This window comes from Paraburkholderia sp. 2C (genome assembly GCF_054589215.1).
In genome coordinates, this window is sequence record NZ_BAAILL010000012.1 from 76698 (window position 1) to 101640 (window position 24943).

25 protein-coding genes, 2 tRNA genes and 2 pseudogenes are annotated in these 24943 nt (G+C 59.3%); 17 read left to right on the plus strand and 12 right to left on the minus strand.

Going from position 1 to position 24943, the window contains the following annotated elements:
- The 5 genes from ACYPXD_RS02645 to ACYPXD_RS02665 form a co-directional block, all read left to right on the plus strand.
- A partial coding sequence (locus ACYPXD_RS02645) for an EthD family reductase (RefSeq protein WP_459707136.1) occupies positions 1-281 on the plus strand: 281 nt, incomplete at its 5' end.
- Positions 282-347: 66 nt separating this feature from the next.
- The gene (locus ACYPXD_RS02650) at positions 348-554 is read left to right on the plus strand and encodes a hypothetical protein (protein ID WP_459707138.1); all 207 of its coding nucleotides are present in this window, start codon (positions 348-350) and stop codon (positions 552-554) included.
- Positions 555-646: 92 nt separating this feature from the next.
- Positions 647-1210 carry a YggT family protein gene (locus tag ACYPXD_RS02655; protein WP_459707140.1) on the plus strand — a complete coding sequence of 188 codons (564 nt, stop codon included), beginning with the start codon at positions 647-649 and terminating at the stop codon, positions 1208-1210.
- An 802-nt stretch (positions 1211-2012) separates the two neighbouring features.
- The gene (locus ACYPXD_RS02660; protein ID WP_459707142.1) at positions 2013-2738 is read left to right on the plus strand and encodes a DUF5343 domain-containing protein; all 726 of its coding nucleotides are present in this window, start codon (positions 2013-2015) and stop codon (positions 2736-2738) included.
- A 549-nt stretch (positions 2739-3287) separates the two neighbouring features.
- The gene (locus ACYPXD_RS02665) at positions 3288-4418 is read left to right on the plus strand and encodes an HNH endonuclease (protein ID WP_459707144.1); all 1131 of its coding nucleotides are present in this window, start codon (positions 3288-3290) and stop codon (positions 4416-4418) included.
- A 136-nt stretch (positions 4419-4554) separates the two neighbouring features.
- On the opposite strand, the gene ACYPXD_RS02670 is transcribed toward ACYPXD_RS02665, so the two are convergent.
- Complete coding sequence (locus tag ACYPXD_RS02670; protein WP_459707287.1) at positions 4555-4869, minus strand: hypothetical protein; 315 nt, start codon at positions 4867-4869, stop codon at positions 4555-4557.
- Between the two features lie 771 nt (positions 4870-5640).
- Between ACYPXD_RS02670 and ACYPXD_RS02675 the strand changes: the two are divergent.
- A pseudogene (locus ACYPXD_RS02675) lies at positions 5641-5840 on the plus strand (tyrosine-type recombinase/integrase); the annotation flags it as partial.
- A 65-nt stretch (positions 5841-5905) separates the two neighbouring features.
- On the opposite strand, the gene ACYPXD_RS02680 reads toward ACYPXD_RS02675, so the two are convergent.
- The 4 genes from ACYPXD_RS02680 to ACYPXD_RS02695 form a co-directional block, all read right to left on the minus strand.
- Positions 5906-6250, minus strand: a complete 345-nt coding sequence (locus ACYPXD_RS02680) for a hypothetical protein (protein WP_459707146.1) — start codon at positions 6248-6250, stop codon at positions 5906-5908.
- Positions 6251-6386: 136 nt separating this feature from the next.
- Positions 6387-6746, minus strand: coding sequence for a hypothetical protein (locus ACYPXD_RS02685; protein ID WP_459707148.1), 360 nt, complete (start codon positions 6744-6746; stop codon positions 6387-6389).
- Positions 6747-6795: 49 nt separating this feature from the next.
- Entirely contained in the window at positions 6796-7557 is a 762-nt protein-coding gene (locus tag ACYPXD_RS02690; protein ID WP_459707150.1) for a hypothetical protein, read from the minus strand.
- A complete protein-coding gene (locus ACYPXD_RS02695) occupies positions 7541-7918 on the minus strand; it encodes a hypothetical protein (protein ID WP_459707152.1) in 378 nt (125 codons plus the stop codon). Before ACYPXD_RS02695 ends, ACYPXD_RS02690 begins: the two co-directional genes overlap by 17 nt.
- Positions 7919-8078: 160 nt before the next feature.
- On the opposite strand from ACYPXD_RS02695, the pseudogene ACYPXD_RS02700 reads away from it, so the two are divergent.
- From ACYPXD_RS02700 to ACYPXD_RS02710, 3 genes and pseudogenes are all read left to right on the plus strand, one after another.
- Positions 8079-8323: pseudogene (locus ACYPXD_RS02700) on the plus strand (helix-turn-helix domain-containing protein).
- Between the two features lie 267 nt (positions 8324-8590).
- Entirely contained in the window at positions 8591-9535 is a 945-nt protein-coding gene (locus tag ACYPXD_RS02705; protein ID WP_459707154.1) for a ParA family protein, read from the plus strand.
- Between the two features lie 194 nt (positions 9536-9729).
- Positions 9730-10059: a hypothetical protein gene (locus tag ACYPXD_RS02710; protein ID WP_459707156.1), complete on the plus strand. Its 330-nt coding sequence runs from the start codon at positions 9730-9732 to the stop codon at positions 10057-10059.
- Positions 10060-10069: 10 nt separating this feature from the next.
- Here the strand turns inward: ACYPXD_RS02710 and ACYPXD_RS02715 are convergent, their stop codons facing one another.
- Entirely contained in the window at positions 10070-10303 is a 234-nt protein-coding gene (locus tag ACYPXD_RS02715) for a hypothetical protein (RefSeq protein WP_459707158.1), read from the minus strand.
- 127 nt (positions 10304-10430) lie between these two features.
- On the minus strand, positions 10431-12704 hold the full coding sequence (locus tag ACYPXD_RS02720; RefSeq protein ID WP_459707160.1) for a hypothetical protein: 2274 nt from the start codon (positions 12702-12704) through the stop codon (positions 10431-10433).
- A gap of 999 nt (positions 12705-13703) precedes the next feature.
- On the opposite strand from ACYPXD_RS02720, the gene ACYPXD_RS02725 reads away from it, so the two are divergent.
- Together ACYPXD_RS02725 and trmB are read left to right on the plus strand one after the other, a co-directional pair.
- Positions 13704-13778: transfer RNA gene (locus ACYPXD_RS02725), tRNA-Gly, on the plus strand.
- A gap of 192 nt (positions 13779-13970) precedes the next feature.
- Entirely contained in the window at positions 13971-14846 is an 876-nt protein-coding gene (trmB, locus tag ACYPXD_RS02730) for a tRNA (guanosine(46)-N7)-methyltransferase TrmB (RefSeq protein WP_459707162.1), read from the plus strand.
- A 16-nt stretch (positions 14847-14862) separates the two neighbouring features.
- On the opposite strand, the gene ACYPXD_RS02735 is transcribed toward trmB, so the two are convergent.
- The 3 genes from ACYPXD_RS02735 to ACYPXD_RS02745 form a co-directional block, all read right to left on the minus strand.
- Positions 14863-15699, minus strand: coding sequence for an undecaprenyl-diphosphate phosphatase (locus ACYPXD_RS02735; RefSeq protein WP_459707164.1), 837 nt, complete (start codon positions 15697-15699; stop codon positions 14863-14865).
- A 94-nt stretch (positions 15700-15793) separates the two neighbouring features.
- Positions 15794-16387 carry a DUF1439 domain-containing protein gene (locus ACYPXD_RS02740; RefSeq protein ID WP_459707166.1) on the minus strand — a complete coding sequence of 198 codons (594 nt, stop codon included), beginning with the start codon at positions 16385-16387 and terminating at the stop codon, positions 15794-15796.
- Entirely contained in the window at positions 16384-16728 is a 345-nt protein-coding gene (locus tag ACYPXD_RS02745) for a YkgJ family cysteine cluster protein (RefSeq protein WP_459707169.1), read from the minus strand. The genes ACYPXD_RS02740 and ACYPXD_RS02745 overlap by 4 nt, the downstream gene beginning before the upstream one ends.
- Positions 16729-16919: 191 nt before the next feature.
- On the opposite strand from ACYPXD_RS02745, the gene hemN reads away from it, so the two are divergent.
- Together hemN and ACYPXD_RS02755 are read left to right on the plus strand one after the other, a co-directional pair.
- Positions 16920-18332, plus strand: a complete 1413-nt coding sequence (hemN, locus tag ACYPXD_RS02750) for an oxygen-independent coproporphyrinogen III oxidase (RefSeq protein ID WP_459707171.1) — start codon at positions 16920-16922, stop codon at positions 18330-18332.
- A gap of 209 nt (positions 18333-18541) precedes the next feature.
- A tRNA-Leu gene (locus ACYPXD_RS02755) sits at positions 18542-18626 on the plus strand.
- A gap of 57 nt (positions 18627-18683) precedes the next feature.
- Here the strand turns inward: ACYPXD_RS02755 and ACYPXD_RS02760 are convergent.
- Entirely contained in the window at positions 18684-20063 is a 1380-nt protein-coding gene (locus tag ACYPXD_RS02760) for an amino acid permease (protein WP_459707173.1), read from the minus strand.
- A gap of 237 nt (positions 20064-20300) precedes the next feature.
- Between ACYPXD_RS02760 and ACYPXD_RS02765 the strand changes: the two genes are divergently transcribed.
- The 3 genes from ACYPXD_RS02765 (at position 20301) to ACYPXD_RS02775 (ending at position 22501) form a co-directional block, all read left to right on the plus strand.
- Positions 20301-21107: an alpha/beta fold hydrolase gene (locus ACYPXD_RS02765; protein WP_459707175.1), complete on the plus strand. Its 807-nt coding sequence runs from the start codon at positions 20301-20303 to the stop codon at positions 21105-21107.
- A gap of 331 nt (positions 21108-21438) precedes the next feature.
- Entirely contained in the window at positions 21439-22143 is a 705-nt protein-coding gene (locus ACYPXD_RS02770) for a pseudouridine synthase (RefSeq protein WP_459707178.1), read from the plus strand.
- Between the two features lie 169 nt (positions 22144-22312).
- A complete protein-coding gene (locus ACYPXD_RS02775; RefSeq protein WP_459707180.1) occupies positions 22313-22501 on the plus strand; it encodes a hypothetical protein in 189 nt (62 codons plus the stop codon).
- 127 nt (positions 22502-22628) lie between these two features.
- On the opposite strand, the gene ACYPXD_RS02780 is transcribed toward ACYPXD_RS02775, so the two are convergent.
- Positions 22629-23684: an NAD-dependent epimerase/dehydratase family protein gene (locus tag ACYPXD_RS02780; RefSeq protein ID WP_459707182.1), complete on the minus strand. Its 1056-nt coding sequence runs from the start codon at positions 23682-23684 to the stop codon at positions 22629-22631.
- A gap of 102 nt (positions 23685-23786) precedes the next feature.
- On the opposite strand from ACYPXD_RS02780, the gene ACYPXD_RS02785 reads away from it, so the two are divergent.
- Complete coding sequence (locus tag ACYPXD_RS02785) at positions 23787-24818, plus strand: CDP-6-deoxy-delta-3,4-glucoseen reductase (RefSeq protein WP_459707185.1); 1032 nt, start codon at positions 23787-23789, stop codon at positions 24816-24818.
- Positions 24819-24943 lie beyond the last annotated feature (125 nt).

Consider the following 24943-nt stretch of genomic DNA (forward strand, 5'->3'; position numbering starts at 1 on the left):
GCCGTTTCGACATGGATTACTACTGCGGCACGCACATGCCGCTCGCCGCGAAGCTGTTCGGCGCGGCACTCAAGGGCTGGTCAGTCGACGCCGGCGTCACCGGCGGACAGCCCGGATCGCCGCCGCCGTATTTTGCGGTCGGGCATTTTCTGTTCGACACGGCCGAAGCGTTCTATGAAGCGTTCATGCCCGTCGCCGACCAGCTGCTGGGCGACGTGCCGAATTACTACGACGGCGGCCCTCCGCAAGTGATGATCAGCGAGGTCAAGGTTTCGAAATGACCGCGCATCGATAGCCGGACCGCGGCGCACGGCGCGGCACGCTGTGCGCCGCTCGTTGTCGGCTGCATGTTGCTGCGCGCTTTTTCCGCGCGCTTTTTATTGCGCGCTTTTTATTGCGCGCTGTTTATTGCGCTCTGTTTATTGCGGTATCTTGCTGCAGTTTTTGGCCGGCATTTTTGGCAACCGCGTTTTGCCGCCACGTTTGCCGCTTTGTGTCGTAGCTCGCGGCTGCTGTTCGAGCGCATCGGGGGTGCGAACGGCAGCCTCATGTGATCATGTGACGCAACCGCACGCCGGACCCCGCATTCGGGACCGGCGCCGAGTCCGCGCTGTGCCGGACGCATTCTGAAGGAAAGGACAACAAGATGTTCGGCGATATCGCCCGTTTTCTGCTCAATACGATCTTCACGCTGTTCGGCGCGGCGCTGCTGCTGCGCGCGTGGCTGCAATTCGTCCGGATGCAGCCGTATAACCCGGTGTCGAGCGCCGTGTTTCAGGTCACCAACTGGCTCGTGCTGCCGCTGCGCAAAATCCTGCCGAACGCGCGGCTGATCGACTGGGCGAGCATCGTTGCCACGCTGATCACGGCGATTGTCTATGTCGTGCTGATGGTGGTGATCGTCGGCGTGGACCCGATTGCGTTGATGCCGTCGCTGCTGATCGTTGCGGTGCTGACCGTCGTCAAATGGGCGCTCAACCTGCTGATCTGGCTGACCATCCTGATGGCGCTGCTGTCGTGGCTGAACCCGCGCTCGCCGGCGATGCCGATTCTCTATCAGCTGACCGCGCCGTTTCTCGATCCGCTGCGCAAGATCATCCCGCGTCTCGGCGGTATCGATCTGTCGCCGATCCTGCTATTCGTGATCGTGCAGGTGCTGCTGATGGTAGTGACGCGGGCCGCGGTCTCGTTGACCTTGTTCGGGATCTGATTGCCGGTCCGGTTGACGTTGCCCTGATTTCGCTCTTTTGCAGGTAGCGCGCGGCGGCCGCCCTGGCCGCCGCGCAGTTTGCCTAAATTGCTCGAATCCGCGTAAAATGGCGCGCTCCGCGGGCGTCGTATAATGGCTATTACCCTAGCTTCCCAAGCCCCTGCGCGTTTATCAAAACCACTATTCACGCGCGTTCTCCCGTCACGTTCTCTCGCGATTCCACGGACAGCCACTGTTCATGCGGATTTCGCGGCGATGCCAGTTTCAAAGCCAGCGCAAGTCACGAAAAGCTAATGACACAGGTCGAGGCACGCTCTGAGTCATCGCCTCAAATGGCTGGCACGTTAGCTGGGATTGGCAGCACGGCTATATCGCCGCCGCAGTTATCGCTCACTCCAAAGTAACTTGCGGCTGTTTTGCCACCGAATGCGCTCGCCGCGTCAGTTGAACATGGATGACTTCAGCAGGAATATCACATTAGGCATCACCCGCGCCAACGAGACCCGCAGCCATCTTGGCGCATGAGACACACATTCTCCCTCACCCCACCCAGATACTCATGCAGAGAAATCAAAGTTTGCACGTCTCACCCATCCCGTCTTCCGTTTATTTTTCCTTGAAATCATAGATTTAAGACAATATTCTGCCGCAAAATTTGGCGCCCCACCCTCTGATCCACCCAACGAACTTCTCTGATCCACAATCCTCGACGTGACTCAGATGAAAAGTCGTTTCTGACGATAGATTCCCATCGCGCAAAAATGGTGATACATTACGCCATCGATCACTCCCTAAACTGATCATGGCAAGCAGCAAGGAGAAGGTTGTATCGCCGCCCGTCATTTCGCACATATCGTTCACGTCGTTTCTGAACCAGCTGCGAGATATGGGAACGGTGCCGATGCGCATCGACAAAACGCTGATGCCCAAAGCGTCGGGTTCGCAACAGTCTGGGATGCTCTCGGCCCTCCGCTTTCTGCAGCTCATCGATGATTCTGGCAGGCCCAAGGATCACTTTAAGAGCGTCGCACTCGCTGACGATGACTCGCGCAAAGCGCCCCTCAATAAGGTATTCCGCGACTCGTACGGCTTCTTGTTTGATGACCCCGAGTTTGACCTGATCCATGCGAGCTCAGGGCAAGTGACCGAGAAATTCAAGACATGGGGTATTAGCGGGAGCACCCTCACCAAGACGATCGCATTCTTTCTTTCAGCTGCAAAGGAGTACGGAATTCCCGTATCTCCGCACGTCAAAGCACCTACGGCCCCAAAGAACACGAACGGCAACCCAAAGGGAAAGAAGAGCAAGGTAAGCCTTGACGACGCTCAAAACACCGGCAAGCTCACTGAAACTGCGGATGATCTTGACCCCGGTCTCGAGGTTTTCTCGATCCCCCTACCCGGCAAACCTCCAGCGAAGATCATTGTTCCGATCGGCCTAGATGCTGATGATTGGGCAATGCTACAAACCATGCTCGCGGCTTACGTCAAGCGCTGGAAGGGCTTCGCGCCCGAGGGAAAAGAATGAAAAGAAGATGATTTGGCTCCGGATACGTAGCTCGCCGCATCCGGGCCCAAAAAACAACACCCCCAACACCCCAATCTCGGCCAGGAGATTGAAACGTTGGAGGTGCCAGCGGGCACAAGACAGCGCGTTAAAGCGTGCTCCTGTCACCCACAGTTATCGGTCAGATAACCCTTGCAGTGTACGCGACAAGGGAACTGAGGGCAAGAATCGCTTTCAACCTCCTTACGGAGGGGTTTATGCCCAAGCGTGTCTATGCAATGGCAAAGACCGTCTTCGTGCGCAACTACACCCGGATTCGATTCGGCAATCTGGAACATGTGTGTTCGCACTGGCGGTCAGCGCCTGGTCAGTTGAGCTTTAACTTCGACTGATCGGAAAACGGCGGCTGGGTGCCTTACTTGCCCAGCCGCCTTTGATTTGCAAACACGCATACCCTCGCTGACCGCCCATTCCTGCTCGCCTCTGCTGCCCATACACGCGTGCACTCTGGGCTGTAAGCACAATCGAGTTCTCGTTCAGCAACGCGCTAGTTCTCACATGCCATCAACAATGGACGAAGTTGCCACCAGTACTCCACGGACGCGGAGCTGCCTTTATTGTGGCACCGACAAGCCCATTTCTGAGTTCTCCTTAGAACACATCTTCCCAGACAGCCTCGGCGGCTCCCTGTGCAGCGACATCTTCAAGACTCGTCAGGTATGTCAGCGCTGTAACAACCTGTCCGGTCTCTTCATCGACGGTCCGTTCATTAGAAGCTGGTTCCGAAACAACCAAGACGCGATGGCCGCCCGCGAATATTTAACGCTAGATGGCAGCGACAGCACGTTGCCGTTGATCTACATCGGCGAATTACGAGCGATCTCGACCACGGACGAAGTATGTGAATCCTGGCTCGGCCCATGCGGCGAGCACATCTATCACTTCCACAAACGTGACGATGAGCGGTTCGCAACGTACCTAGGCGGAGACCCAATCGCGCGGCAAAAGGATACTGGTCGAGCCTACCTAGCACTCACAGCATCCCATCCTTGGTGGATCAGCCTCGCACTGCGCTCTTTCAAGGGGCATTTCCGGCGTGCACAAAGATATGCCCTGAATTTCAGCATCGCTGATGACACAGAAATTAGCCCACTCATTCATGTGCCTGACGCTCAGGCACAGGCCGACATCGCAAAAATTCAATCTCTGGGGAACGGGCCGCGTCGCGGAAACATGAGCATTGCCATCAATGCCGAGGCACGATTCATGGCGAAGATTGCGCGCGCAGTGGGCTACAACCTCTTCGGAGATTCGTTTCTCGCTACCCCGTATGCTGCCCACCTCAAAGAGGCGATGTGGGAACAGGACATCGAACGGGCAAACGCCATCCCCATATATGGAGCAGGATTTTGGGGGACACCTGCAGACAGCGCAAAGAATTTGCTTTCATGGCGTGGCGCGTACACCGTCATCCTCATGCCAAGCGGAGATAAACTAGGGCTGCACCTCGTCACGCCAGCCGGAAGAAATGCGCATATCGCAGTGTCCAACGATCCCACTCTCTGGCAAAGCATGAACACGCTGCATAGAGGGCAAGTCTACGTTATCGCCCCTCAAGCAAAAGAGGTTCGTCGGCCCAATCCCCCTGTTAGAGTTTGCCGCGCACCTAACCTCATCATGGAAGCAATCCGCTCTTCTTGACCTCGAAGCTTGCAAGACCGATCCGTCAGCGCTCCCACCGCGCGATCAGCCGACGTAAGCGGAACGAAACACGCCGCCCGAAAAAGCGAAAAGCTCCCTCAGGAGCTTTTCTTCGATGCTGTCGGTCCGGCGGGAATCACTTCTCGCCCTGCGGCTCGTGCTTGTCCTTGATCATCTGATAGTAGGTGCTGACACCCGCCTTCGTCAACTTCACGTCAGCAATGAACTTCTCGATGATGTCCTTTCGGGTAACGTCCTTGACCGTCCGCATACGCTTGTAGATCTCGGTCGCCAGTTCCATCTTCGTCGGCGTAGCCGGTGCCGCTTTAGCCGCGGTATCGTTCGTCGTCGCGCTACCGGCCGGGGCTGTACCACTTGCCCTCGAATCGACGACAGCCGGCTTGTTCACCTTCTCGTCCTTGCCTGCCGCACCTTGCTTCTGATCGACCATGATTGCACTCCGTTTGTTGAAAGTGCGCCCAGGGTCCAGCAGAACGACCTTCAAGGCAACGGCAAGCCGAGCAGTCACGGCTACAGCGACGGCGACCAGCTCGAAAAATCCGCGAGCAACAGTGACAGTTTTCACGTCACCCTCACCCACCACGTCACTATCTCCTTGATTGACCGGGAGATTTCGAGCCAGGGCATTAGCTTATCTAGATTCTGCCGTAGAGCGAATCCATAGGTCGATCCGACAAGTCCGCATTTATTTCAATCTTAAAAAACAAAACTATGGTCACTTGTCGGCGGATGGCCTCGGTTCGTTCCGGTCAGGATTCAGTGTTGCTGGTTCACTACGAGGTTAGGCGGCGATACAGGCGATTTGAGCGTTTACACAAATTCTTGTCGCCCTGGCATTCCGGTTCTTTGTAAATCCGATTCCATGGCGATTTACGAACTTCACGGCACACAGTCGACGGTCACGAACCGTGTTGCCCAATCAAATTGCGATCCGTTACAGGTGACCGCCCCCTCACTTGACGGATCGCATAGAGATGCGCGATTATTCGCCCCGTCCAGCAGTATGGGAGACAGGCAACGACACCTACCTTTGGCCTGAAGGTAGGGAATCTGGTTGAGTGATCGTCCGCAAGACGTATAACACCGCTCATCCTTATAGCCCGGACATGGCCGAATTTCAGCGCAGTGCTGAGGTTCGAGCCATGCCGGAGCCAGTCGTCCCACGACCCACTGTATCTAGTGCGATTCCGGTGAACCAGGGCGCGGTGGACGCGTTACCCTGCACATACTGCGGACACCTTCGCCAGCAAGCTCGTCAGGGCCGGCGTGAGCCTGTATGAGGTCTCCGTCCTGCTCGGCCACAGCGATCCGAAGATGACGCAACGTTATGCCCACTTGAGCCCGAACGATGCGAGCCGGAAGGCTGTGAAGGTGATTGATTCGTTGCTGGAACCTGCCTGATCGCAATTATCGTGTTCCCGCCCCTACGGTCGGAAGCACGCCACGTCTCGCCCGAGCTACAGGAATTATCCCTTCGGCTCGGACTTGCTGAGTTCGTGTTGCATGACATCGTTGAACCGTTGAATGCGATGAGATTCGGCGGTCGCATCGACATGCCATAGCTCGTGTTTGCGGAGCGTGCCATTTTCGATATGGGCACGCACTGCGACCTCGATGCCGAACTTTCCATCTTCTCGCACACACATGCGGCCGAGCAGCGCGGACTTGCCGTCCTTCGACTTCGCGACAAGATACCCCGACTCTGCCGCAACAGGCTCCCACTGACGGATGAGCGAATCGACCGACATAACACCGATCCGCTCGCTCACGGTCGGGTATGGCTGGTCTTCAAACACCTCCGGAAATTCCATCTCCAACTCACTCAAGAAACCGCATGAAACTGCGGCGTTCCGGCGCACAGCGACGCCCAAAAATTGGGGCACTTCCAGGCTTTATAATAGGCGTACAAAAGCGGGAATCTTTGCGCGGATTCGGGCTTGCGCCTGCTCACTTGTGGCCGTTCCACTCCGGATCGGTGTCATCGTCCCATGCTGGAGCCCAGACGCGATTGGCCCAACGCGGATGAGCCAGATCGAAAGGCTTATCGGGCCCGAGTCGTGGGAGACGCCGATTGTAGATGAAGCCTGACAGCCCCGCATCGTTAATCTGCTTCTCGATCTGTTGAAACAGCGCCGTGCTGTAGCGCGGACCCTGCACGAAGAATTCTGCACCTTCCAAAGGTGACTCGGGCGTCCATATCTGCCAGATGTACTTGTATAGCCGTGGATTTGGATGCAGGTGTGTTCCGAAAAACGCGAGCCCGGTTTCTCCCCATCGGGCAAAATCCTCTCGCGTCGGCTGGAGCATTACCGTTCCTTATTCAGTTTGCCCATCGTTGCGCCGATGCCGAACGCAGTCACTTTGATTCGTTAAAGTACGAGGCGCGAGGACACTCGTCGATTTTTTTGCGAATAGCGGCCTTCTCGTTGTCCCATTTATCTATCAACTTCTCCTGCTGTTCTCGGGATAGTTCATCCCAAGCCGGATGAAAACGTGGGTGCCGCATCTCGTGTTCGTGCCGCTGCTTCGATAGCGCTCGGTACGGCGCCTCCTCCCGCTCAAACAGTTCATGCTCGCGCCGAGTCACTCTCGCCGGGCTGACCCATTCATCTGCAATGTTCAAATGACCGAAGACCTTGAGGTAGTCTATAGCCAGTAGCATGAGAAGAATGCCGACGACTCCGATCATGGTGGCAACAGCGAAATCTGTTGCATTGCCGTTCAAAAAAACACCCCGGTCAGTCAGGAAGTACCAGACGAGCCCGGGAAGACCCGTTGCGGCCTCGAACATCCAGGTGATCTTTGCCCGCGTCTCGAGACTTACGAACACCCCCAGAAAATCCTGAAACAGGTGATAGTAAAAACAGATAACGATGTACAGCCAGCACCAATATTGGGCCGCCTGGATCATCCAGTAGGTTTTTTCCTCTTTCTTCTTTGCCGTCCCCCGACGTTTTACGGCTTCGACGAGCTTGGCTACAGCGAAAATCGGAAAAAAGACAAACAGCAAGATCCAATACGCTGCGACGGATGCGCGCCAGAGGCGATCCAACATAGCAAGGAAACCGCCCCCAGAGTTGCCGGACACAAGGACCTCCCCGTCAATAGATTGCGTCATATCCAGCGGTCGTGAGGAAGTAGGTCAACCTTCCGACCTCCTCTAGCAATCCGTCCTCGCACAGCGAGTCGAGCGCCGCACGCAGATTTTTCTTGTCTTTGGGATTCAGCCAGTCCTGAATATCCACCTCCCAGAAGTCGGGCGTCAGGCAGTCCGCTGTTTCAATCTTTCTCCACCGGATGTGTTGGAGGATCTTTTGCTTCGTGGACTCGTACGGGTCCGCCGCAGGGACCGAAGCAATGGTCGCTTCGATGCCCTTCATGTGTGGTTGTAGCGATGCGATGACTTTCTGTAACAGCGTTTCCAGTTGGCGCAACTCCTCCTGCCCAGCGCCCGTGAGACTGATTTCTAGTTTGATCATTTGGCTTCGCCCCGTACGTCTTGGATCATTTTCCCGCGACTATCGATTACCCGGCGACAAGCGCCGCATCAATTGTCACTTATAGTGCGTGCCACTATAGAGAGTGGCTTCATAAAGGTCAAATCCCTACCCTCTGTCGGATGTTCACGGACGTCCGACGATGGATTACGACCCGCTCGATTTATTCGGAAAACGGCTGGTGGAGCTGCGGAAAGCGAAAGGCTGGTCGCAGGAAAAGCTTGCCCTCGAATCGGGTCTGGCCAGGTCGTATGTCGGCGGCATAGAACGCGGCCAGAGAAATATCGCGCTCTACAATATCTGCGTGCTGGCCGAAACCCTAGGCGTTGCGCCACCGACATGCTGGTGTTCGAGGCTGCTCATCTGAAGAGTAAGCGCCACAAGTAAACACTCACAAAAGCGATGCGTGCATACTCGGCCCAACGCTGCAAGTCCTCCGACTCGCTTCTCAGCATGCTCATGGAACACTCTGCGATCGAGACGGATCAACCTAAAAACTGAGGGCGTCGTCACGAATGGCGGTACGATGTTCGGCGGCAAGCATGCACCGGCTACTATTGATATCATTCCGTCGCGCCGCAGCCGCTGGCCGGGGCGGACGTTTTCCATTAAGGCTTAGTCAGTAACGAGAACCAGAAAAAACGGGGGATAACGATGGCAAAGCGGGTTAGTATCATTAACTTCAAAGGCGGCGTAGGTAAGACAACACTCTCATTTCAGTTTGCCGCCGGCTTGGCTCGTTACCATCAGGCCCGGGTCTTAATGGTGGACATGGACCACCAAAGCAGTCTTTCAATCGTCAGCCTAACGGCTCCGGTATGGCAGAACTTGGTGGCGAGTAGTCGCACGATCAACGAAATTTTCAAGCCATTCATCGGGCAAAGCCCGGCGTTCCCGACTAGCTCATTGATTGAGCGAAATGCGATAAAGCAGGCGGGGATCGCTCGGCATTACTCTACTCTTGACATCGTTCCGGCTAGCCTGCAACTGGACGATATCGAGATCGATCTGACCGCGTCGCACCATGGAAATGCCATTCATTCTGAATGGGACAAGCGTACGCTCATTTGCCGATGGTTAGAAGAGGCGAAAATTGATGACGCATATGATTACATTATCTTTGACTGCCCTCCCGCGACTAAGCTGGTATCGCAAAATGCCATCGCGGCAAGTCACGGGTACATCATCCCAGTTATCCCTGAAGCAGTGATGGAGCGGGGCGCGCCGCACCTTAAATCCATGATTCAGAGCGGCATTGACAATAAGTTGAAGGCTCTGGCCACGATGGGCGCGCCTCGCTCCATGCACGTCCCAGACACCAAGCTCGCCGGAGTTGTAATCACGCGGATCAAACCACATGGTCCCGCTCATTCGGGCTATACGGACGACCACACCCGACATCTTGCATCTCTGACTAGAGTGTTCAGCAACGATCTGCTCACGCCTTATATCCAAGACGGTACCGGCATATCGCAGGCTCTTGACGACGGCGTACCCGTTTATGATCGGCACTACACCCAAAACATCGGGAACCGTGGCCTCGACGTCATGTACAAAGACCTGACCGCTGTATTAAAAACTCGTGTGGATGCCCTGTGAACAATCGCCGAAAGCCCTCGATACGCGCCCGCAGCCACGCTGGGCAAAAATTGTCCAACGCATCCTTGGCAACCTATCTTTTGTCCCTCGCAGACGCGAACGATCTGCCTGACACCGGGAACCCAGCCTTGGCAGATGCGCTTCGCTCGCTCGCGAGGTCCGTCCGGCAAAAATCAATCCGGATTCTTGACTCCGTGTCTTCCGAAGCCTTCGAAGAAACCGCTCGGACACCGCGACGGTCAAAACAGAGCAAGAAATCAAAGCGTACGAACGATATTCCAGATGCGGCAGATCTCTCGAAGTTTACGCCGAATCAGATTCGCGATTTCGTCAGCGACGCATCGAAGACGAAAGAGGAACTACTCCAGTTAGCGTCTTCTCGTTTTTCTATGCCCGTCTCGCAGCTCAGGCGCTCACAGGTTGCGGAAGTCAAGCAGGCCATTCTTTCCGCGTTGTTGCACGAAAACTCGATGGACATCCTTTCGCAAGAAGCGGAACGGGAAGGAAAGGCGAGAACATCGTAACGATGAAATGTCACCTCATATCACCCGGGGGATTGGCATATGCGGCCCACGCTGCCTCGATCACTTCCGCAGCAGCTTCGCTGGACTCGTATCCTGGAGCGTCTTCAAGAAACAGCAGCAGCTTGTCGCTGAAATCTTCGCGTAAAAGATTGCTTCCAAAAACATCGCGGATCGCGTCCGCCAGATCGCGAATCTGATCGTTGGTGAGCGGCGTGAAATCGTTGGGGTGTTGTATGTCGTCCATGCGACGACTATCCGGCCGCCTTCGAGGGGGCACAACGCAGCACTATCAACCACGCGAATGTCACTTTCTGGCGCACGACCTTTCGAAGACGGTTTCCTTGCGGCCCCCTACGGCACCATCGTTGCGCCTATCCCTGCTTAAGCGCTGCAATAAATTGATCGAATCTGCCTTGAGACCTCTCAAGCGCGTCCCCAATATCAGACATCGGCCTAACCAGCTTGAAACGCCTTTGCACGCCTTGTCCGCGCCAAGTAGCCTCTTCGAGTACCTTCTCCGATACCAGTACCGGAAGGATCTCGTCAAAGAATGTTGATGAGAATCCCTTTCCGAGCCGCACTCGGATCGCCTCCTCGTCGACGTGCGTGTGTCGGAGAAATACGCGAAGAAACCGCTCAATCAATTTCAGCTTGTCATCCGTGACGCGCGGCGCCATTGGCGCGGCATTCCGTTCGTGAACAGTTGCATCGAAACTTCGAAGCATTTGTACGATCAACGCAGGGTCGTACGAGTGCTCCTCACCAGCCCCCGACACCAAACAGTCCACCTGGCAGTCCACAAACGAACAACCGGTCAATGAATCGCCTGAAGCCACTTCAAGGCGCTCAAAATTGCAGTCCACGAAGGCAACGTTCGTGAGCGAACTTTTTGTGATGTGCGTCGGTTGAAAATGGCACCCCTCAAAGCGAACGTGTTTCAGCACTCGCCCCCCCAAGGATTCTGCCGGAAAGAACATGTTCCTGAGAAGCAGATCAGTCGCATTCTCCTGTATGCACTCCGCCAAACGGATCGCGAGCGCCCCGCAGTTCTCCTTACAGAATGAATAGCCCGCTTCGGAACGGTTGATCGTGACAATGCTATCCAGAACAACTTTCAAGTTGACTTGGTGCCTGACAAGATACTGTACGGCCTGTTCAATCGTTGCTGCCGGAACGACGTTTACGGAAAGAAATGCCTGAATCCCAACTGTCGCCTTTTCCGAGAGAATGAGCCCCAATCCTTCACCAAGAAAGAAGTTCTGAAAGTCTTCGTGATCAAAGCCAATACCTTGCCCACGTGACGTGTCGGACGAGAGTAGCGAATGCTGTTTGATTCTTTCCTTCACCTGCCGAGTCACCGCACCGCTTTTTTTCAGACCTTCACAGAATATGTCAACTATAAGGTCCAGCACGTCATATCGTAGGGATGTCGACGACGACTGCCACATCTCGACGGCAACTTCGGACAAAATCTGATGATGCTCGTTTTGCTGAAGCAACGGCTCCATGACGTCACCGGAGACTCGAGCAAGCCACTTTTCGGATGCTTCGCGCTTCACGATTGCGTCGACAAACGTGAAGAAGTAGTCGTGCGGATTGGACCCAAGCAGGTCGACTAGCTCGCTCCGGCCTGCCCCCTCCAACACGTCGAATAAACGTCGGACAAGTACGGCTCTAGTCAACAGCGGGTGATCTGCGCCAAGCCGTGTTGCAACGGTCTCATACACCATCTCCGGAGCGTCCGCACCTCGAAGTCGACCATAATCGCAAAACTGCTCCCGACTCCACCGTGAAAGAGCAAGGCGCATAAAAGCGGCGGACCGGTCGCCGATTGCGTCAAGAAGTCTTGCTTGTGTTCGAAAACTCAGATACTCGAAAAACGCCTTTCTTGCAGCAATAAAAAGCGTCCCAGAAGACTCTAGGCGCTGGACCAGCGTTCCTAATGCAGAGATAGCCTCTCCCTTCGCCCCCTCAACAAGCATCTCCTCGTATCCATCGAACGCAGGGACTACAATACCCATTCGCACTAATTCGATGAATGCGTCGAAATACAAGTAGTTAAAGCGCAATTTGTTCACTAACGCCGCGATCACGGCGTCGTCGAACGTCAAGAACGCCCGACCACTCAATGGAATTGGAACGACCAGCGACGAAGCTTTCTTCTCCTTAAACCGTTGTGCTTGGACTAGCGATGCCCGATTGATTACCGTCGTCTTACCCTCACCAGCATCAGACGTTACATACAGGACAGATGTGGCACCGGGCACTGGGGCTGAGGCGTGTTCAAGTAGCGCCTCAACAGCATTGGCAACTGCAACGTCTTCTACGTTGCCAGTGCTCAGGTCAGCCGACATTCGGCCTGATGGCACGACGAACGGCAAGTTAGCGTTCGGCGTTGTCGCAGCGATGATCCTATCTGCGAGTTGTGGAATACGTGCTACGCGGTTAATAAGCCAAGATCGCGCAGAATACTCTTGGTCGTTTTCCACCACACGCAGATGGCGATCGTCCGTTTCAGAATATCGGACGGTTGCCTCGACTACCTCGTCGCGAACCTGCGCAACGATACGGCCAAGCCGGATATCGACGTCCGACGGTTCATCAGCGAACGCAGTCAATATTCTTCTAAGATCGTTGATGTCCATTGCCGGATCCTAAATACTAAGCTGTGTATAGTGAGGAGCAGTTGCAGGGCCGAGCGTACCGACCAAATGGCGCTGCGTCTTCCAGCCAGCGCGCGTATGAATATGAACGACGTTACACCCCGCGCCGACAGCGAGCAGTACACCGGGCCACATGTCCGTGTCCGATGTCACAAGGACGACATCAGTGGCCTTGACTGCAAGCGCCTGATGCGCGAGGTCAGCAACCAAAAGCGTGTCGACCATCTTTTGCTCGTCTCGGACCAAAATGTGGCTCAAGCGGCTCGTGCAGCCGGCCGCTCCGCACTGTGTGGCATGTGAAAGACCCGCGTGCATGATCATCCCGCAGTTACTACCGGGACTGGAGCACTCCGGCCAATTGGGACGTGCTCGGAATTTCCGAAGCTCTCGGTCCCGCACCAAAGTTTCTTGGAGCACAATTGCCGTTCCTAAAGGCCCCTCCGCCAACTCCACTGTTAACCGAATCGGCTGCCCGGCATTTGGGCTTGGTCGGCCAACGATCGTAGGTGACCCGGCTCTAATATCGGGAACCAGCCGTTGAGCACTGGTCGTAAGAACGCCCTGTGAACGCCAGCCGCCATATAGACGCACTTGCACCGCGGTGTGCCGAGCAAGTACCGGAACCGGAATCAGAGGCACCAAGGTTCTCGCCATATTGACGGGTCCAGCCCGTGTCAGGCTTGGATCCACGTTGTCGAAGTCGACCAACACCACCAAGTTGGGCACGCGAACTCCTCACACTAGTGCTCTTTTACAAGAGCATAGCGGAAAGGCTGTGCTGACATTGCGATTTTCAATCGGGTGGCGCTTCATTACGATGACGACCGTCGCCCGAATACACGCACGTCACATTCGAAGCCGTTCCGTCAGCGTATGCCAGCGATGCCACCGCTGCGCCCGCGAGCCACACCAGTTTCGCTGTCAGCATCCAAATCACGCCACTCCCCAATCCGGCAAAATCCCTGTAGAATCGCGGGTTCCGCGGGCGTCGTATAATGGCTATTACCCTAGCTTCCCAAGCTAGAGACGTGGGTTCGATTCCCATCGCCCGCTCCACTGCCGCGTTCGTGGCGTGGCACAAAGCGCCGGTCGCCCGGTTCAGCTAGCTAGCCGCCAGTCATCGGAACAGCGGACGGACCGTGGTCCACAGCGGTGGTCCACAGCGGCAAACCAACGGCGCGCTCGGCGCCAATTCCAATACAGATTCACGATTAAAAGTGCGCGCTGATCGCCTCGCACTCACTGACGATGATCCACGACCCGAACGAAGCCGGCTTGCCGCACCACTCTTCTTCCCCGTCCGCGAGTTCGTCCGCCAGTCCGACCGCAGGTCTGTCCGCCCATGACAGCCACGGCAACGAAACCGGGCAAGACACAAAGGGCACGCGCCAAGCCCCCGACACAGCAAACGACGAGGCCCAGCAAGCGGCTGCGCCAGAAGCGCTGCACATGCGCCGTATCCGCAGCTTCGTCACGCGCGCGGGACGCGTATCGACGGGCCAGCGCCGCGCGCTCGACGAACTCGGCCCGCGCTTCGTGCTGCCCTACGCGGAGCAACAGCCCGACTGGAACAGCGTATTCGGCCGCGAAGCGCCGCGCGTGCTCGAGATCGGCTTCGGCATGGGTGCGACGACGGCTGAAATCGCGGCCCGCCGTCCAGACGACGATTTTCTCGGTGTCGAAGTGCATGAACCCGGCGTGGGCGCGCTGCTAAAGCTGATCGACGAACAGAATCTGGCGAACATCCGCATCGTCCAGCACGACGCGGTCGAGGTGCTCGAGCAGATGATCGCGCCGCAGAGTCTCGATGGCGTCCACATCTTCTTTCCCGACCCCTGGCACAAGGCGCGTCATCACAAGCGCCGGTTGATCCAGCCGAAGTTTGTCGCGCTGCTCGTGTCGCGCCTGAAACCGGGCGCGTACCTGCATTGCGCAACCGACTGGCAGAACTACGCCGAGCAGATGCTCGAGGTGCTCGGCGCGGAACCGGCGCTCGAAAACACGGCGGAAAACTACGCGCCGCGCCCCGACTATCGCCCGGTCACGAAGTTCGAGCGGCGCGGACTGCGGCTCGGACACGGCGTCTGGGACCTGGTCTTCAGGCGCCGCGCGACGGCGGCCTAGGCGACCGCACGCCCGTTCAGTCGGCCCAGCTCAACCCACCGCTATATCCGACCACCAGCACCAGCAGGCCGAAGCCGATCCGGTACCACGCAAACGCGGTGAAGTCGTGCGATGCCACGTAACGGAGCAGCCAGCGCACGCAGCCGAACGCGCTGATAAAGGCCGCGAGGAAGCCGACCGCGAACATCCCCAGCGCGTCCGCCGACAGTGCGTGCCAATCCTTGTAGACCTCGTAGAAGGTCGCGCCGAACATGATTGGAATCGCGAGGAAGAATGAGAACTCGGTCGCGACGCGCCGGTCGAGCCCGAACAGCATGCCGCCGATAATCGTCGAGCCGGAGCGCGACATGCCCGGAATCAGCGCGAAGCATTGCGCGAGGCCGACTTTCAGCGCGTCGAGCGGGCGCAGGTCGTCGATCGAATGAATCCGGGCCTGCACGCCGTTGCCGTTGCGCTGGCGCGATTCGACCCAAAGAATGATGATGCCGCCGATCGCCAGCGCGAGCGCAACCGGCACCGGCGCGAACAGCACCGCCTTGATCGCCTTTTCGAACAGCAGCCCGAGCACGATCGCGGGAATGGTCGCGATGATCACGTTGAAGGCGAAGCGCCGTGCATCGGCGCGCACCGGCAGGCCCACCACCACATTGACGATGCGCTGCCGGAACTCCCAGCACACGGCGAGAATCGCGCCCAGCTGAATGACGACGTCGAAGGTTTTCGCCTGCGGCGCGTTGAATTTGAGCAGATGCCCGGCGATGATCAGGTGGCCGGTGCTCGACACCGGCAAAAACTCCGTCAAGCCCTCGACGACGCCGAGAATCAGCGCCTTGCAGGTGAGAATCCAGTCCATCGGCGACCCTTGTTGCTGTTAAATTCCGTTGAGCGCATCGGGTCGCCTGCGCATGGCACGTGCGGCCCTCCCGGCCGCACGTGCGTCATGAGCGTCACCTTTCGACGATCTGCACGCGTATGCCGTTTGTAAGGACCGTGATTGTACCGGGTTCGTACGAGACACCGGCAAATTGCAGCTGCTCGGGCTTGAATGTGTAGACCGGATAGTTGGCGAGCAGCTGTGTCGCGAGCAGCCCGGCGGCCGCGCTGATCTGCTGCGCGTAGGCCTGCGCATCGCCGCTCACGCTGACGTTATCGACGCTCGGTTGCCTCAGCACGACCGAACGGCTCGCGGCGTCATACTCGAGCGCGCTCGACAGCGTAAACACACCGCTTACCGGTTGCGCGAGAAACGGACTCGTGAAACGCGCATCGAGCCGCACCGACACGCGATTGGTATCCGGCAGCAAGCCGACGACGGGATTACTGAGCGCGACGTCGAACACCTGCGAAACAGTCCGTTGATACGGAAACTTGCGCTGCACCGCATCCTGCACCTGTTGTTGCGAGAACGTGTAGTGGTCCGGAATGAATGGAAAAATCGATGCCGCGCACGCGGACAGCGACAGCACGGCAGCCCCGGCCGCAACAGACGCAACGGACGCGAACAGGAAGCGGCGCCTTGCCGGCGCAGCGGGTTGGGTCATTCTTTTTCTCCTTGTGGGGTCGCGGCGCGTGTCGCTGTCGTGGTCGACGGCCGCGTATCGCGCTCGAGCCGCGCAAGCCAGACGAGCGCTTCGGCGCGCGACGCGCCGCACATGTCCGCCTGCGGCTGCAAACCCGAACAGCAGGCCGGCCGCTCGGGCTTGCCGAAAATCGCGCAACGCAGATCGTCGCCGAGCTGCACGCAACGCACACCGGCCGGCTTGCCGTCCGGCATGCCCGGTATCGGGCTCGAAATGGACGGCGCGATACAGCACGCGCCGCAACCGGGGCGGCACGCGTGATCGGCAACATCGGCTGCTTCTAACCAGACATCGAGCGTCACTGCACTGTTCCTGATACGTCAAAACCTGATGCGGGCGCATACGCGGCCAACTGCCGGCGCGCGCCCGACCCCGCATTGTGCCATTGCGCCGCATGCGACCGTTTCACGCAACGCAGGCGAGTGCCGCCACCTTACACTGAGCCTCGATCAAGAACGATGCGCCCCATTCAAGAGGCGCCCGGACCTCGACGATGCACACTGCCGACACGTTATTTCGCCCGGACCTGCTCGCCCGCTACAGCACGAACGGCCCGCGCTATACGTCTTACCCCACCGCGCTGCAGTTCCGCGACGACTTCGATCAGACGGACTATCTGCGCGCGGCCGCCGATCCCGGCGCCGCGCAAACGGACCTGTCGCTGTACTTCCACATTCCGTTTTGCGACACGGTCTGCTTCTACTGCGGCTGCAACAAGGTCGCGACAAAGAATCGCGCCCGCGTCCGGCCATATCTCGACCGGCTGAAGCGCGAACTCGCGCTGCAGGCCGCGTGCTTCGAACCGTCGCGGGTGGTTTCGCAACTGCACTGGGGCGGCGGCACACCGACTTTCCTGTGCGACGACGAAATGACGGAGCTGATGACCGCGACGCGCGAGCACTTCAGGCTGCGCCCCGATGCGGAAGCGGAAATCTCGATCGAAGTCGACCCACGCGAAGCATCGCCGCGGACAATCGCGCATTTGCGCGCGCTTGGCTTTAACCGGCTGAGCCTTGGCGTGCAGGACTTCGATCCGGTCGTGCAGCGCGCGATCAATCGCATCCAGCCGCTGGAGATGACCCAGTCCGTGATGGGCGCCGCGCGCGCGAACGGCTTTCATTCGATCAGCGTCGACCTGATTTACGGCTTGCCGCATCAGAGTGTCGCGAGCTTCGAGCGCACGCTCGACACGATGATCGCGCTTGCGCCGGACCGGCTGTCGGTATTCGGATACGCGCATATGCCGCAGCGCTTCAAGATGCAGCGGCAGATGGACCCGGCAACGCTGCCGTCGCCCGCGCAACGCCTCGCGATCCTGCAGCGCGTCGTGCAGCGGCTCACCGACGCGGGCTACGTGTATATCGGCATGGACCACTTCGCGCTGCCCACCGACGAACTCGCGCGCGCGCAAGCGCAGCGCACGCTGCATCGTAATTTTCAGGGCTACAGCACGCGCGCCGAATGCGATCTGATCGGCTTCGGCGCATCGTCGATCGGCAAGGTCGGCGACGTGTACGCACAGAACGCAACCGATCTGCCCGGCTACGCGGCCGCCATCGACGCCGGCCGCCTGGCGATCCGGCGCGGCGTGCGCCTCACCGCCGACGACCGCTTGCGTCGCGACATCATCGTCGAGCTGATGTGCAATCTCGAACTGCGTTTCGATGAATTCGAAGCGGCGTATGGCATCCGCTTTGCCGATGCGTTCGCACCGGAACTCGAGCGGCTGCGCGCATTCGAGAACGATGGCCTTGTATCCGTTGTGTCGACGGGCGGCGGAAAGCTCGAAGTGAACCTGGCCGGGCGCATGCTCGTGCGCAACATCGCGATGGTGTTCGACCGCTATCTGGAACAGGGCGCCGGCCTTGACCGGAACGCGTCGCAGCGGTTTTCGCGGACGGTTTGACGACCGCTTGAGGATCTGCTTGAGGATCTGCTTGAGGATCTGCTTGAGGATCCGCTTGAGGATCCGCTTGAGAACCCGCTTGAGAACCGTTTGACGCGGCGCGCCCGAGCGGATGCCCAGCTTGCCCGCCGTCGCGTTTTCAGCGATAATCAGCGTCTTCACTGCGCGCGGTTTCGTCTATTCGAAACGTTCTCTGCGCCGCACAACCTGCCCAGGTGGTGAAACAGGTAGACGCAGGGGACTCAAAATCCCCCGCCGCAAGGCGTGCCGGTTCGAGTCCGGCCCTGGGCACCAGTCATCCCAATTTCTCCCAGCCCGCGCACCATTTGCACGGGCTTCGCGCTTCAAAAATCAGACCGCGACCGGCGCTCGCCGCTCCTTGATCCTGTAGCCCGCCCACATCGCAAGAAGCCATACCGGCACAAGCATCACCGATACGTTCAAACCCGGCGTCATCGCAAGAATCACCATCACCATCGCCATAAACGCAAGGCACATCCAGTTACTGACCGGAAACCACAACGACCTGAACACGAGCGTCTGCCCTTCTTCGAGCATCGCCTTGCGCGTTTTCAGATGCGTAAGACTGATCAGTGCCCAGTTCAATACGAGTGCGGCAACCACGAGCGCCATCAATACATCGAGCGCCTTCGCCGGAATCACGTAGTTGACGATCACGCACGAAAACGCGGCCGCGGCCGACACGCCGATCGCCCTGTACGGCACGCCGCGCGCGTCGACCTTGAGCAGCGCGCGCGGCGCATTGCCCTGCTCGGCAAGCCCATAGAGCATGCGGCTATTCGCATACACGCAGCTGTTATAAACAGAAAGCGCCGCGGTCAGCACAACCACGTTAAGCGCATTCGCGGTCAAACGCGATCCAATCTGCGAAAAGATCATCACGAACGGACTGCCGCCCGCGGCGACCTGACTCCACGGATACAGCGAAAGCAGCACCGCGAGCGAGCAGATGTAGAAAATCAGAATGCGATGGATCACCTGGTTGACGGCCTTCGGAATGCTCTTTTGCGGTTCCGCCGCTTCCGCTGCCGTGATGCCGATCAGTTCGAGTCCCCCGAACGAAAACATGATCACGGCGAGCGTCATGAAGAGCCCGTGAAAACCGTGCGGAAAGAAGCCGCCGTCGCGCCACAGATTCGTCACCGATGCCTGCGGCCCGCCCTCGCCGCTCACCAGCAGATAGCCGCCAAACACGATCATCCCGATCACCGCGGCCACCTTGACGATGGCGAACCAGAACTCGGTCTCGCCATAGGCCTTCACGTTGGCGAGATTGATTGCATTGATCGCGACGAAGCACACCAGCGCCGATAGCCATGCCGGGACGTCGGGCCACCAGAAATGCACGTAGTGGCCGACCGCCGTCAATTCCGCCATGCTCACGAGCACATACAGCACCCAGTAATTCCAGCCCGACAGAAAGCCCGGAAAGTCGCCCCAGTACTTGTATGCGAAATGGCTGAACGAACCGGCCACCGGTTCCTGCGCGACCATCTCGCCGAGCTGGCGCATGATCAGAAACGCAATGAATCCGCCGATCGCGTAGCCGAGAATCATCGACGGCCCGGCTGCCTGAAGTACGCTCGACGAGCCGAGAAAAAGCCCCGTGCCGATGGCGCCGCCTAGCGCGATGAGCTGGATGTGGCGGTTTTTCAAACCGCGCTTGAGGCCGTCGTGATGAGGTGAACTATGCAAGATGCCTCGCTCCATGGTGTGGAATCGGATTCACGTCGAACTTGTGGTTCGCCCTGAAAAAAAGGCGCCATTGTAACGTTCGTGTGGGTTCCTACATATTAGGGCGCTTATCCGGCGCAGACTGAACGCACACTGCGGCGCGTTCGTCGCCCGGCCGCGTGGCCGACCGCACCGTCTTCGACGCATTAGCGGTTGCTACGCGTACGCCGGTTAGGTATGTTGCCGTAATCCCGGCCCGGAAAAGGATGCAACATGACGACGAAACGCCTGCTTTGTGCCGTATTCCTGTGCTTGTCGACGGCCGCCGCGATCGGGCAGAACGCCCTCGCGCAAACAGCGGGATCGGCCGGGAGTTCGGCTGACGGGCCCGTGCGCAATATCGTGCTGGTGCACGGCGCGTTCGTCGACGGCTCGAGCTGGAACGGCGTGATCGCGCGTCTTCAGAAGAAGGGTTACCACGTCAGCGCCGTGCAAAATCCGCTGACGTCGCTGGCCGACGATGTCGCCGCGACGCAACGCGTGCTCGCGCAACAGGATGGGCCGACCGTGCTGGTCGGTCATTCGTGGGGCGGCGAAGTGATCACGGAAGCGGGCGCGGACGACCCGAAGGTGGTCGGTCTCGTCTACGTTTCGGCGATTGCGCCCGACGTCGGCGAGTCGCCGATGGACATCTTGAAGCGCGGCCCGAAAATGCCGGCCGGCGACAGCATGTTCCGCGACGCGAACGGCTTCCTGTGGCTCGATCGCGACGAGTACCGCGCGAGCATCGCAGCGGACGTGCCGGAAAACCTGACGCGTGTTCTGGCCGCCGCGCAGCAGCCGATCGCGTCCGCCGCGTTCGAAGAGAAAGTCGATAAGGCGGCCTGGAAAACGCGGCCTTCGTGGTACATCGTGACGACGAAGGACCGCGCCGTGTCGCCCGATGTTCAGCGGTCGATGGCGAAACGCATCGGGGCGACGATCGTCGAGATTCCGTCGAGCCATCTCGTCACGGTCGCGCACGCCGGCGCGACCGCCGATGCCATCGACAAGGCCGCGCGCGAATTCAGCAAGCAGTAGTCGCGACGCGCTCGCACACCGGCTGTGCGGCCGCCGGATCGGGTATCGCGTCGAGTCGCGCCGCGGGCGCGCGCGCGGGGTGCAGCGATTCGGGAACGTTCGGCGTGATACGCATCGGTGGACTCCGGTTCGTTCGACTGGCCCATCGTCGCGGTTGATGGACTTCGAAGCGCTCCGGTTCTTGCGATGTCATCCAGCGATGTCATCCGGCGAAGTCATCCGGCGAGGTTATGGCGCACGCGGGCCGCCCCGCCACGCATGGGTAAAATGCACGCTTTCGCCGCGCAACGTGCGCGCCGGTGCGGTTCCGCACACCGTCCATCGCCGGGTCATGGATCTCGAAAGCATTCTTTTCTCGCAGGGCTTCGGCTCGCGCCGGCAATGCCGCGCGCTGATCGCGGACGGCCGCGTCGCGATCGGTGACGCCGTGCTCGCCGACCCCGACGTCGACGTCGATGTCGCCGGCCTCACGTTCAACGTCGACGGCAACGCTTGGCCCTATCGCGAGTTCGCCTACCTCGTGCTGAACAAGCCGGCCGGCTACGAGTGTTCGCGCGAGCCGCAACATCATCTGAGCGTGTTCAGTCTGTTGCCGCCGCAGTTCGCCACGCGCGGCGTGCAAAGCGTCGGCCGCCTCGATCAGGACACCACCGGCTTGCTGTTGCTATCGGACGACGGCAAGTTCGTCCACGCATTCACCTCGCCGAAACGAAAAGTGCCGAAGGTCTATGTCGCCACGACGCGCCATCCGCTTGACGATATGCAACTCGACGCATTGCGGCGCGGCGTGCTGTTGCACGGCGAGACAAAACCGATTGCAGCGGTGGCGGCAGATGCGCGCGACTCGCACACGCTCGCGCTGACCGTGCTCGAAGGCAAATACCACCAGGTGAAGCGCATGGTGGCGGCCGCGGGCAATCGCGTCGAAGCGTTGCATCGTGAGCGCGTCGGCGGTTTCGCATTGCCTGCGGGTTTGCCCGAAGGTGCGTGGCAATGGCTCGACGATATCGAACTCGCGTCGCTGCGCGGCAACTGAACCGGCGCATGCCGCCGGCCGCCGCGCCGATCGCACGCGCGCAGCTACGTTGGACTCCGTACGAACTCGCTGCAAAACACCGCAATGCCGCTGCGACGCAGCATGCTCTTGCTTGCCCCGCCTCCTATACTTGGTTCCACAAAGAGTAGAACGATGAGGGAGGGGTGCCATGATCCACCACGGCAACTTCGCGATTTCCTACGTGATGATTGGTTTCGTTTGTCTCGCCACGCTAACGTTGATCGGCGTTGTCGTCGCGATGCACGTCAGGCACAAATACGACCCGAACCTCGTCGGCGCGTTAGTCGGCGGCTTCTTGTGTTTTTTGCTTCTCGAGGCGCTGCCGGCGCTAACCTGAGTCGCGCCATTCAAAAGCGCGATGCATTGCTTCGCATCGCGTCGCGCATCGAAGGCGTCAGCTTGCGTGACGCCTCACTCTATTCCTTCAGTTCATCGCCAGCGCCCGTCGATCATCGACACCCGTTCTATCGCGAACGTGGCTCATGCATCGAGCGCAAAAAATCGTCGACATCCGGATACCGCAAGCGCACCTTCAATTCGCGCTTGAGCCGCACGTTCGAGAGACGCCGCGACTCGCGCATGAACGACAACATCATCGGCTCGAGTAGCTGTTCCGCTTCGGCACGCGACACGCGCGGCGCGCGGGGTAGCCCGTATGCATCGGCGACACGGTCGAAGTATTCGCCCATCTTCAGCGTGCTGTCGTCGGATGCGTGAATCACGCGCGACGGCCGGCCGTGCGTCGTCATGCGCAGCAGGATCGCGGCGAGATCGTCGGCATGGATGTGATTCGTGTAGACGTCGTCGGCATCGGCGAGCGCGGGCGTGTGCCGTTCGAGCCGCGCGAGCGGCAACCGGTTCGCCGCATAGATGCCCGGGATGCGCGCGATGCAGGCGCTGACCGCGCCTCGCACCGCCGCCCGCCTCAATTGGCGCTCGGCCGACACGCGCCGCTTCGCGCGCGCATTCTCCGGCGCCACCGCGCGCGTCTCGTCGATCAGCGCGCCGCCGCAGTCCCCATAGACCCCGCTCGTGCTCGCGTAGACGATGCGCGGCGTCCCGCGCAAGCGCCGGGCTGCCAATGGCCCGTCGGGTACAATATGCGTTTGTGCTGTCATGCGCGGCGTCCATGCGGCGCGCAGGCGCCGCTGCCGGCCAACGGGCGTGTGCGAGGCCGGATGTGCCATGGCACGCGTGCCACGTATGGGCGGTACGGCAAGCGTGGCAAGTAGCGCGCGCGTGCGCGTATCGTCGTCGCCGGTTTTCGGGGGCGGCGCGAGATGCAGCACGGTGGGCGCAAGACCGGCAATGCGGGCGAGGCTGCGACGCACGTCGAGATCGCCAACGAGCGGTATCGCGCCGGCCGCGCGCAGTTCGGCGCAACGCGCCGCGTGGCTCGTCAGCGCGAAGACGCGCGGCGGGTGCCGCAGTTGCCGCAATTGCTGTACGCAGCGCGTTCCGACATCGCCGCATCCGACGATCAGCACGCGCGGTCTGCGCAAGGTTCGTGTCGCATTCATCGTGCACGCATTGTAGCGGTCAATGGCAGCTTGCATCGCGCATGACGCGGGCCCGCTCCGGTGAGCCCCACGTTTTACTGACTTTTCGAGTTCGATTGATCTATGGCTTTTAACGTAACGATCCGGCAAAGCGGCCGGCAGTTTCAGGTGGAACCGGATGAACCGGTACTGACCGCCGCGCTGCGCCAGGGCATCGGCCTGCCGTACGGCTGCAAGAACGGCGCGTGCGGCTCGTGCAAGGGGGCGGTTCTCTCCGGTCAGGTCGAGCAGCGTCCGCATTCTTCGTCAGCGCTGTCCAACGACGAAAAAACCCGCGGCATGGCGCTCTTCTGCTGCGCCACCGCAAGCTCCGACCTCGAGATCGACGTGCGCGAAATCAGCGGCGTCGGCGACATGCAGGTCAAGAAGCTGCCGTGCCGCATCAACGCGATCGAGCGCAAGGCCGACGACGTCGTCGTGCTGAAACTGCAACTGCCTGCCAACGAGCGTCTGCAATATCTGGCCGGCCAGTACCTCGAATTCATTCTGAAAGACGGCAAGCGCCGCAGCTATTCGATGGCCACGCCGCCGCACCATGAAGGACCGATCGAACTGCATATTCGCCATATGCCGGGCGGCGCGTTCACCGATCACGTCTTCGGCGCGATGAAGGAACGCGACATCCTGCGCTTCGAAGCACCGCTCGGCACGTTCTTTCTGCGCGAGGATTCGGATAGGCCGATCGTCCTGCTAGCGTCGGGAACGGGCTTCGCGCCGATCAAGGCCATCATCGAGCACGCGGTGTTCAAGAACTTGCAGCGGCCGATGACGCTCTACTGGGGCGCGCGCCGCAAGAAGGACATCTATATGCTCGAGCTGGCCGAGCAATGGGCAAAAGAGATTCCGAATTTCAGCTTCGTGCCCGTGCTGTCCGAGCCGGACGCAAGCGACGCATGGACGGGCCGCACCGGCTTCGTTCATCGTGCGGTCATCGAAGATCTGCCAGACTTGTCCGGCTATCAGGTGTACGCCTGCGGCGCGCCAGTGATGGTCGAATCGGCGCAGCGCGATTTCACGCAGCACCATCGCCTGCCCGAAGAGGAGTTCTACGCGGATTCGTTCACGAGCGCGGCCGATCTCGCGCACCCGGTCTGATCGGCTGTCTGACAAAGAGAAGGCCGGCACAGCGCAATTTCCGCAAATTTATGGTTTACAGCGCCGCCGGCCTTGTCGTATTCTTGCGCGCATGAACCGCATCCAGTCCGAACTCCGACGTCGCC